The organism is Halobacillus sp. SY10, assembly GCF_045401165.1.
GTDB classification, from domain to species: domain Bacteria; phylum Bacillota; class Bacilli; order Bacillales; family Halobacillaceae; genus Halobacillus; species Halobacillus aidingensis.
This window is the reverse complement of the sequence record NZ_CP174345.1, coordinates 1,153,262-1,165,333: the sequence shown is the minus strand read 5'-3', so window position 1 is coordinate 1,165,333 and position 12,072 is coordinate 1,153,262. Positions and strand designations below refer to the sequence as shown.

Genomic DNA, 12,072 nt, shown 5'->3' with positions numbered 1-12,072 from the left:
ATCCCTTAGTGCGACAGCCTGCCCGAGGAAGCTCGACGCTCCCCCACAGGAAAGTGTTCAAATGCGGAATCGCCCTGGTAGACACGACTGGCATAAGCAGAACAGCAACGGAATGTGTTTTTTCATTCCTTTGCTGTTCTGCTTATGACGCGAGTGTCTGGGCGATGGAGCTGGACGAGCTGCTTCCCAACCACCCCGACTCCCTATAAGGCAAACGAACCCTGGTTATCTCGAAACCGAGTCTTCCACAATCGGGAGCTTTTGTGGAAGAAGTGCATCTGGCTTTCTTTCGAGGATTTTTTGTATTAGGATGGTAAAGGTGTTTTTTTTGCACAACCTAAGTACAACTGGAGGAACCATCATGAGCAATCGAAATAAAGGAATCATACTTTTACTTATATCTGCCTTCGGCTTCTCTATGATGGCGGCACTAGTCAAGCTGTCTGGAGACGTTCCGACTGTTCAAAAGACCTTATTCCGCAACCTCGTATCAGCCATTATCGCCTTTGGTTTTGTCATGTACAACAAAGAACGATTATTTGGAAAAAAGGAAAACCAGAAGCTGCTGCTCTCTCGTTCAGCACTTGGTACGATCGGGATGGTGTTGTTTTTCTATGCCATTGATAACCTCGTGCTGTCAGACGCGGATATGCTCAACAAACTCAGTCCTTTTTTGTTAATTATTTTTTCGGCTATCTTTTTGAAAGAGAAAGCACGTTTGTATCAAATCATCGCTATTATCGTCGCTTTTATCGGCACACTGTTCATCATTAAACCGGCGTTTTCCGTCGAGTTCATCCCTTACCTCGCGGGAATTTTTTCAGCTGTTTTTGCGGCGGGCGCTTATACTTTACTGCGTGTTTTAGGAGATAAGGAGAAATTTTACACCATCGTTTTCTACTTCTCGTTTTTCACGACGGTCACCCTGCTCCCTTTCACCATTGCTTTCTATGAACCGATGAGCTTAAAACAATGGGTATACCTACTATCCGCTGGTGCATTTGCGACGTTAGGACAGTTCGGTTTGACGATCGCCTATAAATTCGCACCGGCACGTGAGATCTCGATCTTCTTCTATTCCACTGTCGTCTACTCGGCACTCATCAGTATTATCTTATTTGACCAAGTACCCGATATCTTCAGCATTCTCGGTTACTTCACAATCTTCGGCGCTTCTCTTTACATGTTCTTGAGAAATAACAAAGAGGCAAAGAAAGTTGAGACGTCTCGGTAGCTTGTCGTGAGAAGTGTTTCTTCACGCAGCGAGATCTCTCTTATCATAAAAAAAGCGACCGCAGCCGGTCGCTTTTTTTTAATCCTTTTTCAGTTTCTTTAATTGAGACAAGGTTTGTTGATACTCAGACTCCAACTCGGCAACATCATCGTTCGGCCCTGGCATGCTCAGCCGACTGATAAGTTCCGTCAACCTTGTTTCTAATGCCATCTGATCGTAGGCTTCCTCGTCCGCGACGGGGGGATTCTCCACATATTCTTCCCATTGTTTCCATGTGCCATCAAATGTTTTTAACCTTGAATCTTCAATCATCCATAATTGATCCGCTGTTCTCTCGATGAATGTACGATCATGGGTAACAAAAAGAATCGTCCCTGGAAAATCACAAATCAACCGTTCTAAAGCTTGAATAGCTTCAAGGTCCAGGTGGTTCGTTGGTTCATCCAGCACGAGGAACGTAGACCCGCTGGCAATCAACTTCGCCAAAGACAGCTTCACCCGTTCTCCTCCACTTAATTGTCCTATGATTTTGTTCATATCATCTGCAAAAAACCTGAGGCGTGCAAGGATGATACGGATTGTAGTTTCAGATAGTGAACTCCCTTCACTTGCATAGTCGTACACTTTCTTTTCTAAAGGCAGGTCTTCCAGGGTCTGATGAAAATATCCCACCTTTACTCCAGAAGAAAGCCAGTCGGTGTTTTTTAAAAGGTATCGAATAAAGGTGGATTTCCCTGTGCCATTTCCACCGATGAAGGCTGTCTTCGATCCATTTCTCAATGACAACTCAGGACTGGAAAAAAGAAACCTTGAGCCCACTTGTACCTCAGTCTCCCCCGCCTTCCCCAACACTTTTTTACTTGAAGGATTCAATTGGTTGAACTCCATTTTCACTTGATCCCATTCCATCGGTTTATCTGCTTTCTCAAGACGGTCCAACCTGTGTTCTAGTGTTTTACTGACGCGTTCCACCTTCTTTTGATGGGCAGCCGCTTTGTTTTTACCCAGCTGCCACTCGGAATTCCCCATTCTCTTTGGAGGTTTTCGCATTCCTTTTGATTGGGACTGCTTCTGGCGGATTCGTTCTTCGATTCTGTTTTTTTCTTTCACATACTGTTCGTGCTTTTCGTACTTCTGTTTTTGTTCCAGGTCCTTTTGCGCTTCATAAAAATCATAATCACCATGGTATTCCGTTATCTTTCCTTGCTCGAGTTCCCATATTTTATTGCAGCAGCGATTGAGTAACTTCCGATCATGAGAAACAACGACATAAGCGCCTTCATGATGGCGCAAATTTTCTTCTAAGTCTTCGATGTGCTCCCAATCCAAGTTGTTGGTTGGTTCATCAAGAAAAAGCAATGGGTGGCCCTTTTCAAGCACTTGCTCCAGACGGGCGAGCGTTTTTTCTCCACCACTCATTGTGGAAGTTTTCCATTCTTCTTCATTCATCTGTTGCAGCCATCCATAAGAAGTGTGCCATTCCACTTGCGGCACTATGTCGAGTTTCCCTAACAAGTATTGCAACAAGAGACTTTTCCCTTCTCCGTTTCTGCCTACTAAACCGATCCGGTCCCCTTCATGAATCCTCAGTTCTTTAATATCAAGAATGTTCCGGCTCCCGATTTGATACTGTATATTAATTGCTCGCATGTTCAACATAAATAAACCTCCCTGAATCGTTCCAGAGAGGTTTGAGCCTGCCATCGCTTTCAGGTACACCACGACATATATGTAGGGTGATGTTAAAGCAATAGAATCCTTTTTAAAAAAGGACAGACCAATCCTGTATCTGGAACGAGTGTTGTTTCTTATTCTCATACTCGTTTAGCAACAGGATTAGTACTTCATTGCTTTAAACGTCAGTCCCTTCTTTTTTGGTTACGTTTATTATATGATGAAGTGGCTTGGAATTACAAGACAAAAAGAACGGAGGTATTCATATGGGTAAAGTCATTTTATTCATTGCTCAAAGTACCGATGGTTATATCGCAAGAGAGGATGGCAGCATTGACTGGCTGCGGGATGATCCAGAAGAAGACTATGGGTATGAAGAATTTTTCCATACCATCGATACCGTCTTTTTGGGGAGAAAAACATATGATCACATCTTTGAATTAGCTGAAGAATTCCCCTACAAAATGAAGGATGTGTATGTGGTCAGTAACTCACGCGAAGGCCATGACAAATACGCAACATACCTCCAGCCTGAACAGACCCTGCCTCTCGTGAACATGCTGAAGAATGAACAGAATAAAACCATATGGGTCGTCGGAGGAGCAAACCTGATTCATTATTTCATCTCCGCTGGATTGATTGATGAATACCAGATTTTCATTCAACCAACATTGATCGGTAAAGGCATTCCACTTTTTCAAAAAAATGACCACGAAGAAGAGCTGCAGCTTACAGAAACAAATGCCTACCCTGACGGCATGCTGGCGATTACTTACCAAAGAAAGGAGCAGAGCCATTGATTCCACAAGATTTAAAAAAGAACCTCTCTGACGCGTATGACCGGCAATCGAAACAGCGCAATCAAACCCAGACACAAGATTGGAAAACTCATGAGCGGGAAGCTTTCCTGCAAAGATTGAGGGATGAGCAAAAACATACCATGCTCGAAATCGGATCCGGGCCTGGGAAAGACAGTCTTTTCTTTTCACAAAAAGGAGTCGACGTTCACGCAACAGATTTATCTGAAGAAATGGTGCAGCGCTGTCGTGAAAAAGGATTGAAAGCAGACGTTATGAGCTTTGATGACTTACAGTTTCCAGCAGGATCTTTTGATGCCGTTTGGGCGTTGAATTGTCTGCTTCATGTTCCCAAAAAGAATCTTCCCGAGATTCTAACAGGTCTTCGTAGAGTTCTAAAAAAAGATGGGCTCTTTTATTTAGGTGTTTATGGCGGCATCAACCACGAAGGCATTTGGCAAGGAGACTTTCATGAGCCTAAACGCTTTTTTTCTTTTTATGATGACGATATTCTTAAATCCATTCTAACAAGGGAGTTCAAGCTCGAAGCGTTTCATAAAATCCCAATGGATGAAGATGGAGATGGACCCACTCATTTTCAGGGAGTCATTTTAAGAAAGTGAATGAGGAGTCACGATTCACTCTCCTCCCCCGTCTCCACCACCATCCGAATGATCGAACTGATGAAATCCAGGCTGCCACGTCGCATCATCTTTTTTAGAGGAAAGGCTGCGACTGCTCGTTGATTGCCCTACAAACCTGAAGATAAGAGCTAAAAACACAATGACAAGGATGAGTCCAAAAACCGTTGGGAACATATCATTCCTCCTTTCTCATACATACGAGTGAATTCGAAAATAGTTTCGGAATTTTCTTAAAATGATAGACGAAAACACACATATTTGGTATAGTGTTGTAATTTACCAATGGACGAAGGAGGAAAGCCAATGATACCTGAGAAATTGAAAAAGGGAGATGAAATTCGAGTGATCTCTCCCGCTAAAAGTTTAGCGATCGTAGCACCTGAACAACAGGATCTTGCCATAGAGCGATTAAATCAGGCGGGATTCAACGTAAGCTTCAGTACATATGCGGCAGAAAGCAGCCATTTCATCTCGAATCCGGTCGATCACAGAGTGGCCGATATTCACGAAGCTTTTTCTGATCCGAATGTCAAAGCCATCTTAACTACTCTTGGTGGATATGACAGCAACCAGTTGTTGAGCCATCTCGATTTCGATCTCATTCAAAAGAATCCAAAGATTTTCTGTGGCTATTCGGACATTACGGCTCTCTCCAACACGATATATAAAAGGACGGGGCTGGTCACATACAGCGGTCCCCACTTTTCCTCTTTTGGTATGGAGAAAGGCTTCCACTATACGTTCGATCATTTTATGAAAGTATTCACTGAAACAGAACCGCAAAACATATACCCAGCGTTTGACTGGAGTGACGATCGCTGGTATTTGAATCAACAGGAGCGACAATTCCATACCAATCCCGGCTATGAAGTACTGCATGAAGGAGTGGCTGAAGGAACCTCCATAGGTGGGAACCTATGTACATTGAACTTGCTTCAGGGAACGCCGTATATGCCTTCCCTTGATGGTACAATCCTGTTCCTTGAAGATGACCTGTTATCAGACCCCTTTACCTTCGACCGTGATTTACAATCATTGATCCACCAACCTGGCTTCGAGGGAGTGCGGGGAATGATCATCGGCCGCTTCCAAAAAGAATCCAACATGGATGATGATATGCTTATACAGATTCTCAAGTCTAAAAAAGAACTCGGACATATCCCGATCATTTACAATGCAAGCTTCGGTCATACCACTCCGATCTTTACTTTCCCTATCGGAGGCCAAGTAAGAATTGAAGCCCACAAACAAGCTTCAGCAATCGAACTTCTGGAATATTAAAAGGAGCCCCGTTCATCTCGGGGCTCCTTCCATCATTTACCTACTAGATCATAAAGCTTATACACCTGGCCATTTTCGATTTTATCCGGTTTTTCTAAAAGGTTCATTAATACACTCGCCACCTCATCAGGCGAGCGTAATTCCCCTTCTTCTTTCAATTTGCGGAATTTCTCCACATCTGCAAAAGCGTCTTCTGAAGAGGAACGGATTTCGCCTTGCATGTCTGTATCAATGACACCAGGACTATAGGCAAGAATAGTATGATCCTTCCCTTCCTGCTCGAGAGCCAGAGTTTGTGTAAAACGATTGATGGCTGCTTTGGAGCTACTATATGTACTCCAGCCATGAATCGTCTTCTCTGCTGCACCAGAGGTAATGTTTATGATCCCAAGAGAAATGTCTCTTTCATTCGCTTCTTTCACAAAACGATTAACGGTAAGAATGGGCGCCGTTACATTCACTTGCATATGTTTTTGAACGGCATCTGCTTCCAATTCACCAACCGTTTCAATGGGTTCGATGACTCCTGCATTATTGACGAGATAAACATAATGCGTGTCCTTGTGAAAAACTAGATCGACCATTTGATTGAGTCCTCGATTTAAATCGTTCATGTCACTTAGATCACAGCTGACATGATGAAAACCCACTCCTTTTTCCTCTGCCAATGCTTTCAACTCTTCATTCTCTGAACGCGAAACGGCCACCACATTCACATTCTTTAAAATGTATTGACGTGCAATCGCTTCTCCTAAACCACGAGAAGCCCCTGTTACAACGGCGTATTGCATACGTATCATCCTTTCTTCCATTCTCTTTCTTGTTTTCCCATCTGAACAATCGGCAAACGCTCCGTTCAGAAACTTTACATAGCAGAATCCAAACGATATGATAAACGAAGCACAAGTGGACACATAAAGGAGTCTACCTATGAAATATTTGTTTCTATTTATCATCTACGTTGCAGGACTTGTCGTTTCAAGTCTTGGCCTTGCGCTGATCATAAAATCCGGTTTAGGAGTCGGTCCGGGAGACAGCATTGCTGTCGGTCTCTCCATGCATTTCCCTGTAACTGTCGGAAGCGTCATGATCGTCGCTTTTGTTATCTTATTACTTGTTAATGCCAAGTTGGAGCATAAACGCCCTCAATTCGAATCATTGATCCCGATTATCATCCGCGGAAGAACACTGGATATCTTTCTATACGGAATGCTTGAGAATATGGAGTATGAAGCATGGTGGGCTCAATGGGGCATTTTCTCACTCGGCCTCTTAGCCACAGCTATTGGAATCTCTGTTTATTTACGAACGCCATTCCCCCGCATTCCTCTGGATCACTTCATGATGATTATGAATGAAAAAACGAACCAATCGAAAAGTAGGGTGCGCATTTTCTCCGAATCTGGAATGGCTCTCATTGGTTTTTTGCTCGGAGCCCCGGTCGGTTTCGGGACATTGATTGTCGCCTTGCTATTAGGACCGCTCATTCAATGGTCTTTCCAGTGGGCCAGGCCGATTGCTGCCCTATGGACACAACCAAAGAAGAAAATGACACAGAAAGCGTGATGGAAGCATCACGCTTTTTTTCATTCCTCAAAGGTGAGCTTCGTCACACCTGTCTCTTCAAGCTTTCGACCGATTTCTTCCTCAATGGTCAGTCGCTTTTCCATTTGATCTTCTGTCAGTTTCCCTTCTAGGGGGCCGTAGATTTCCGTCATCTCTTTTTCAGCGAGTTTCTCGACCAACTTGTCCCAGAAGCTGAACTCATCGTATTCTTCCACGTGCGTATCTAATAGTTTCGATTCATAATCCACATCAAGGTCATGGACACCTATTTGTTCCTGATAGGAAACCTTGTCCTCAAGATTCCCTTCCTTATATTTTGACAAGACGAGTTCTCTTACATCTTCGAACTGTTCATCCAGCTCCAACTTTGTCGAATTGACCATCCATGTCCCTAAAAACACCATTTCAACCAGTGTTTCATATTGTTCTTTTGTCATTTCAAGTTTTACATTTCCCATAAAAGACCGCTCCTTTCCTCTTTTCCTTAGCATTATAGCATATCCAAAAGCCTCTATTTATTATCCCGCTTGCTCCCTTTTCTCACCGTTTACTCTCATGATGTCCCACACCGTGGCGTACCAGGTACACGGTTTTCCTTTTCTGTACCTGGTACGCCATGGGCAGGGTAGTACGCACTTCTGTACCTGGTACAACCTGCAGGTTTATGGGTGCCAGCTATGATGCTCATTTTTTCACAAAGGAAATAACGAAAAAGCCCGGCAGCCTAAAGCTACCGAGCTTCTATTATTCAGCTGCCGCCTGGCTTGTAAAGATTGAATCCTCCTGATTTATATGAGCATCTGCCTCATAACACTTTTGCAGCTTCCGCGTAACCGCGCCAGGCTGACCATCACCAATGGTTTGCCCGTCAACTTTCAATATAGGCATGATTTCTGAGGTACTGCTGGATAAAAACAGTTCATCCGCATAAGCAAGGTCCTCTACTTGGAAGGCTTCTTCAATAAAATCAATATTTTCCCTCTTACAAAAAGCTTCCACCCTCATTCTTACACATCCATGTAAAATGTTCTTCTTAGCCGGATGGGTGTACACTTTTCCCTGACGCACAAAATAAACGTTGGAAGAGCTGCATTCTGTCACTTCTCCATTTTTATGGAGAATCGCCTCATAGCAGCCTTGTTCTTTGGCCGTCTGTTTAGCGAGGACATTCGGAAGCAAATTTAAACTCTTAATGTAACACCAGTCCCAGCGGACATCTTCCTGAGTAATGGCACTGACGCCCTCACGTAAGAATGATTCTGGACGAGGGAGATCTTTCACATAGGCATATAAGTTGGCTTGTGTTTGATCAGGAAAGGCGTGATCCCTAGGCGCAGAGCCTCTGGTAATTTGCAAGTATACTTTGGCATCCCCTTTGATCCCGTTTTTCTTGAGCAGTTCATACAGCCTTTCATACATTTCTTCCTTTTTATAAGGGACATCGATTTTAACAGCTGCCGCTGACCGGTACAGCCGATCAATGTGTTCATCGATTAAGTAATAGTTTCCGTTATACACACGGATGACTTCATAAATCCCGTCACCGAATTGAAGCCCCCGTTCCTCAAATGGGTACTTCAATGTATCCTGTTTTACAAAATCATTCTCTGTCAATATATGGTCATGAATCGTCATTACTTTGCCTCCTCAAGTCATCTCTAGGTTTAACGAATAGTTTATCAGAAAAAAGGCCGGGGTTGGACCCTCAGTTGAAAAACTTTTTAAATGGTACCGTTCGACCTATTCCAATGTTTGAAGCTTGGAAGGTCGATGTGAAATGAGAGTACCCTCATCTGTACCCATACAAACCCTCTTCATCAGCCCTGGATGATCAAAATTGAAGATGTGGACAGGCAGCTTAAAGTCTCGTGCAAGAATGAGAGCGGACTGATCCATGATCTGGATGTTATGGAGAAGTATATCATCATAATTTAACGTGCCATACATTTGGGCTCCTTTATGTTTGACAGGATCCGATGTGTACACACCATCCACCCCTTGTTTCGCAACAAGGATCGCTTCACAATCCAATTCAATCGCCCTTTGTACCGCAGGATAATCGGTCGTCACAAACGGCTGCCCGTTCCCGCTAAAACCACAAAAGATTACACTGATATTAACCAACTTCATCTAATATCATTATAATACAGCACATCAGTTTTATGCGGGAGGATCCACTTATGGAAAAGCGCTATCCTGTTAAGCCTTATGGAGTAAAGTATATCTGCGATAAGTGCGGAAAAGGCGAAATGAATTTTACGGGTAGTGTTATGGAGTGGAACCCTAAAAGATATGAACACATATGTAGTCATTGCAATAATGAAAAATATTTTCAGCTCATGTATCCCCAGATAAGATGGGAGTTTTCAGACACATGACCAGTTTTAACACTTCATTCATTTGAGTTTATTTAATATATCTTAATATGACAAAAGCGCCACACTGGCGCTTTTTTCTTTTACAAAACATTACTTTTTATTTAGAAGTATCATTTATGTTCGGTTTTGTGGCACTTTTTTAATGTTTTGGGGCTATGAAAAATGCTCTATATCCTATAACATATCTACATAATGGTTACTAAGAAATTCAAGTTAAGTTAACATTATGAAAATATCATTATATAATGTACACATAAACTATTATTCGGGGTGTAATATATGGAGTATATATATTGTGATGAAAGTTGTCACTTAGAGAATGATCAAAGCGATGTGATGGTGCTAGGAGGATTAAAGGTACAAAGGCACATGAAGCCCAGAATTTTTAATGAAATTAGGGATATTAAGCAAAAGCATGGTTTAAGCACTTGGTTTGAAATTAAATGGACAAAGATTACACCTTCTAAGATTGATTTTTATTTGGAATTGATTGATTATTTCTTTTTCAATAGGAATTTAGGTTTTAGAGGTATAGTCTTACTAAACAAAAACTACTTAGACCATCATAGATACGGGAATACTTACGATCAATGGTATTATAAGATGTATTATTACTTGCTTAATCCTATGATACTTCCAGAACACACTTACAGAGTATTCATAGATATAAAAGATACAAATGGAGGAAGTAAGGTAAGAAAACTTCATGAAGTTTTAAGTAATAGCAAGTATGACTTCAGGAATGAAGTCGTTAAAGACATAAAACAGATTCATTCACATGAATCTGAAATAATGCAACTTTGCGATTTGTTTATCGGTGCACTTTCCTACTACCACCGAGGACTTCACTTTACAGAAGGAAGTCCAGCTAAAACTGACATAATAAATCGGATTGAAGACCATATCGGCCAGTCACTATCTACTAAGACTCCTCCATATGAAAATAAGTTTAATTTATTTCTTTGGGAACCTCAGGTGGTGAAATAACATGTTTTCTGAAAAACTACCAGACCCTCTAACATTACCACTTACGGATTCAGTAGATGATAAGATTGATCATTTGTATTCTTATTTCAAGGACAATCTAATGAATAGGAATAAAAGAAACCGTCTTTTCGGCCATTTTATATACTTAGATTGTAGTAAATGGATCGAAGATAAAAACGAAATGTTTTGGCATATTATTAGCTTAGGTGAAAAAGAGAAATTTGAAGATATCCTCCCTTGCAATAACTGCCCTTCATTTAACCATTGTCCAGGCATCAACTGTCTAGAAGAGACAATTACTATAAGTCTTAATAACGGGCAAAAAAGAAATGTTTGCTTATACAGAGGGATTAGAATTAACTGGATCAATCGTATTATTGAATTGGCAAATCAAGAAGATGAAAGCATCTCTATTTGGAAAGAAAAGTTACCTAGAAAGAGACAAACGGGACACAACCAAAAGCTGTACCTAAGGTTTATCCACGCTGGTGTAGACTACACTATTGTATTTGAGGAAAGGTACAAGAGAAAGAGAGGGAAACGTAATGAGATAAAAGACTACTTTTTCATTACCGCATTTCCTACTTTTTATCTAAGAGCAAAAGAGAAGTTTCGAAAAGCGCATAAAAGCTATTGGGAGGAAGTAGGAAATTTAACAAAATAAAAACCGGTAATCGCTGTGCGAAAACCGGATTCTCCTTCTACAACTAGGTAGATGAGCTATTAGAAAACTATCATTAAAAAAAGATGTTGTCAAACACAACTAAACTGTTGTATTAAGTATATACCTTTAGATGTCATTTGTGAAACGTTTTTTTGCTCCTAAGTTAAGTTTACACTTGGGAGCATTTTTTATACACATTTTAAGTGAAAAAAACATCTGAAATTTGGTTTATATTTAATGTAGCTTTTTCAGACCCTTTATTGGGTATTAATGTAACAGTTTTTGAATGAGTATTGATGCATGTTAATTTACCTCTAAAATAACTAAAATCAAATCCATTGTGGTATTTAACCTCTACCAGCAACCCATCATTTAAAGATCTATGAAGAGCGAATTCAATTTCCTCCCATTTTTGTTCATCTAATATGGGCTTTTCGATACGCTCATCCTCTTTCCATACTTGTTTCACCATTTCTACATGCTCTGGCAACATCAAAGAAGTCCATTTTATCGTTCCTCGATCTCGATTGCGATTATCCATTTACAGCTGCACCTTTCCTTTCCTTATAAGGGTACACCGACAGGATTCCATCCAATCTGAATGAACGCACTTTCTTACGGTTGTAACAATAAGCAAGAACGTTGCTTTCGCGTACCTCCACAACACGAATCTTTCGTTGAGTCATATTTCCTTTACCATCAATATAAATCATCTCCAAGCTCATCTTACATCCAGCAGCACGGTTCAATATTCCATTCATTGTCGTCACCCCTCTTTTACACGAACGTTTGTTCTGTTAATATATATGATATCACAATCGATATAGAAATAAACTGGAAAATGGAG

General features: G+C 41.3%; 14 protein-coding genes and 1 pseudogene. 7 read left to right on the top strand and 8 right to left on the bottom strand.

Going from position 1 to position 12,072, the window contains the following annotated elements; genetic code table 11:
* Positions 1-361 precede the first annotated feature (361 nt).
* Positions 362-1,234: a DMT family transporter gene (locus tag ACJA3J_RS05955; protein ID WP_089653175.1), complete on the top strand. Its 873-nt coding sequence runs from the start codon at positions 362-364 to the stop codon at positions 1,232-1,234.
* 78 nt (positions 1,235-1,312) lie between these two features.
* Here the strand turns inward: ACJA3J_RS05955 and abc-f are convergent, their stop codons facing one another.
* The gene (gene abc-f, locus ACJA3J_RS05950; RefSeq protein WP_406945787.1) at positions 1,313-2,893 is read right to left on the bottom strand and encodes a ribosomal protection-like ABC-F family protein; all 1,581 of its coding nucleotides are present in this window, start codon (positions 2,891-2,893) and stop codon (positions 1,313-1,315) included.
* A gap of 281 nt (positions 2,894-3,174) precedes the next feature.
* On the opposite strand from abc-f, the gene ACJA3J_RS05945 reads away from it, so the two are divergent.
* Together ACJA3J_RS05945 and ACJA3J_RS05940 are read left to right on the top strand one after the other, a co-directional pair.
* Complete coding sequence (locus tag ACJA3J_RS05945; protein WP_406945786.1) at positions 3,175-3,708, top strand: dihydrofolate reductase family protein; 534 nt, start codon at positions 3,175-3,177, stop codon at positions 3,706-3,708.
* Positions 3,705-4,328 carry a bifunctional 2-polyprenyl-6-hydroxyphenol methylase/3-demethylubiquinol 3-O-methyltransferase UbiG gene (locus ACJA3J_RS05940; protein WP_244157212.1) on the top strand — a complete coding sequence of 208 codons (624 nt, stop codon included), beginning with the start codon at positions 3,705-3,707 and terminating at the stop codon, positions 4,326-4,328. The genes ACJA3J_RS05945 and ACJA3J_RS05940 overlap by 4 nt, the downstream gene beginning before the upstream one ends.
* A gap of 15 nt (positions 4,329-4,343) precedes the next feature.
* Here ACJA3J_RS05940 and ACJA3J_RS05935 read toward each other — a convergent pair whose 3' ends face one another.
* Complete coding sequence (locus ACJA3J_RS05935) at positions 4,344-4,523, bottom strand: hypothetical protein (protein WP_406945785.1); 180 nt, start codon at positions 4,521-4,523, stop codon at positions 4,344-4,346.
* Positions 4,524-4,652: 129 nt separating this feature from the next.
* On the opposite strand from ACJA3J_RS05935, the gene ACJA3J_RS05930 reads away from it, so the two are divergent.
* Positions 4,653-5,630, top strand: a complete 978-nt coding sequence (locus ACJA3J_RS05930) for a S66 peptidase family protein (RefSeq protein ID WP_406945784.1) — start codon at positions 4,653-4,655, stop codon at positions 5,628-5,630.
* 32 nt (positions 5,631-5,662) lie between these two features.
* Here ACJA3J_RS05930 and ACJA3J_RS05925 read toward each other — a convergent pair whose 3' ends face one another.
* Complete coding sequence (locus ACJA3J_RS05925; RefSeq protein ID WP_115894545.1) at positions 5,663-6,421, bottom strand: (S)-benzoin forming benzil reductase; 759 nt, start codon at positions 6,419-6,421, stop codon at positions 5,663-5,665.
* A gap of 139 nt (positions 6,422-6,560) precedes the next feature.
* Between ACJA3J_RS05925 and ACJA3J_RS05920 the strand changes: the two genes are divergently transcribed.
* The gene (locus ACJA3J_RS05920; protein ID WP_089653163.1) at positions 6,561-7,196 is read left to right on the top strand and encodes a YitT family protein; all 636 of its coding nucleotides are present in this window, start codon (positions 6,561-6,563) and stop codon (positions 7,194-7,196) included.
* Between the two features lie 20 nt (positions 7,197-7,216).
* Here ACJA3J_RS05920 and ACJA3J_RS05915 read toward each other — a convergent pair whose 3' ends face one another.
* From ACJA3J_RS05915 to pyrH, 3 genes and pseudogenes are all read right to left on the bottom strand, one after another.
* Positions 7,217-7,654 (bottom strand): hypothetical protein, encoded by a 438-nt coding sequence (locus ACJA3J_RS05915; protein ID WP_406945783.1) that lies wholly within the window; start codon positions 7,652-7,654, stop codon positions 7,217-7,219.
* A gap of 286 nt (positions 7,655-7,940) precedes the next feature.
* Positions 7,941-8,831, bottom strand: a complete 891-nt coding sequence (gene dat / locus ACJA3J_RS05910; RefSeq protein ID WP_115894547.1) for a D-amino-acid transaminase — start codon at positions 8,829-8,831, stop codon at positions 7,941-7,943.
* A gap of 105 nt (positions 8,832-8,936) precedes the next feature.
* Positions 8,937-9,305 (bottom strand): annotated as a pseudogene (gene pyrH / locus ACJA3J_RS05905) (UMP kinase); the annotation flags it as partial.
* Between the two features lie 548 nt (positions 9,306-9,853).
* Between pyrH and ACJA3J_RS05900 the strand changes: the two are divergent.
* Together ACJA3J_RS05900 and ACJA3J_RS05895 are read left to right on the top strand one after the other, a co-directional pair.
* Positions 9,854-10,561: a DUF3800 domain-containing protein gene (locus tag ACJA3J_RS05900; protein ID WP_406945782.1), complete on the top strand. Its 708-nt coding sequence runs from the start codon at positions 9,854-9,856 to the stop codon at positions 10,559-10,561.
* A 1-nt stretch (position 10,562) separates the two neighbouring features.
* The gene (locus ACJA3J_RS05895; protein WP_406945781.1) at positions 10,563-11,225 is read left to right on the top strand and encodes a hypothetical protein; all 663 of its coding nucleotides are present in this window, start codon (positions 10,563-10,565) and stop codon (positions 11,223-11,225) included.
* Positions 11,226-11,424: 199 nt separating this feature from the next.
* Here the strand turns inward: ACJA3J_RS05895 and ACJA3J_RS05890 are convergent, their stop codons facing one another.
* Positions 11,425-11,766: a YolD-like family protein gene (locus ACJA3J_RS05890; protein ID WP_406945780.1), complete on the bottom strand. Its 342-nt coding sequence runs from the start codon at positions 11,764-11,766 to the stop codon at positions 11,425-11,427.
* On the bottom strand, positions 11,759-11,986 hold the full coding sequence (locus ACJA3J_RS05885) for a hypothetical protein (RefSeq protein ID WP_406945779.1): 228 nt from the start codon (positions 11,984-11,986) through the stop codon (positions 11,759-11,761). Before ACJA3J_RS05885 ends, ACJA3J_RS05890 begins: the two co-directional genes overlap by 8 nt.
* Positions 11,987-12,072: the final 86 nt, after the last annotated feature.

Excerpts from the sequence above, each read along its gene's own strand:
- ACJA3J_RS05920 (WP_089653163.1), top strand. The coding sequence starts at position 6,561 with ATGAAATATTTGTTTCTATTTATCATCTACGTTGCAGGACTTGTCGTT.
- ACJA3J_RS05955 (WP_089653175.1), top strand. The coding sequence starts at position 362 with ATGAGCAATCGAAATAAAGGAATCATACTTTTACTTATATCTGCCTTC.
- ACJA3J_RS05925 (WP_115894545.1), bottom strand. The coding sequence starts at position 6,421 with ATGCAATACGCCGTTGTAACAGGGGCTTCTCGTGGTTTAGGAGAAGCG.
- ACJA3J_RS05885 (WP_406945779.1), bottom strand. The coding sequence starts at position 11,986 with ATGAATGGAATATTGAACCGTGCTGCTGGATGTAAGATGAGCTTGGAG.
- ACJA3J_RS05915 (WP_406945783.1), bottom strand. The coding sequence starts at position 7,654 with ATGGGAAATGTAAAACTTGAAATGACAAAAGAACAATATGAAACACTG.
- ACJA3J_RS05945 (WP_406945786.1), top strand. The coding sequence starts at position 3,175 with ATGGGTAAAGTCATTTTATTCATTGCTCAAAGTACCGATGGTTATATC.
- ACJA3J_RS05935 (WP_406945785.1), bottom strand. The coding sequence starts at position 4,523 with ATGTTCCCAACGGTTTTTGGACTCATCCTTGTCATTGTGTTTTTAGCT.
- ACJA3J_RS05890 (WP_406945780.1), bottom strand. The coding sequence starts at position 11,766 with ATGGATAATCGCAATCGAGATCGAGGAACGATAAAATGGACTTCTTTG.
- abc-f (WP_406945787.1), bottom strand. The coding sequence starts at position 2,893 with ATGTTGAACATGCGAGCAATTAATATACAGTATCAAATCGGGAGCCGG.
- ACJA3J_RS05900 (WP_406945782.1), top strand. The coding sequence starts at position 9,854 with ATGGAGTATATATATTGTGATGAAAGTTGTCACTTAGAGAATGATCAA.
- ACJA3J_RS05930 (WP_406945784.1), top strand. The coding sequence starts at position 4,653 with ATGATACCTGAGAAATTGAAAAAGGGAGATGAAATTCGAGTGATCTCT.
- dat (WP_115894547.1), bottom strand. The coding sequence starts at position 8,831 with ATGACGATTCATGACCATATATTGACAGAGAATGATTTTGTAAAACAG.
- ACJA3J_RS05895 (WP_406945781.1), top strand. The coding sequence starts at position 10,563 with ATGTTTTCTGAAAAACTACCAGACCCTCTAACATTACCACTTACGGAT.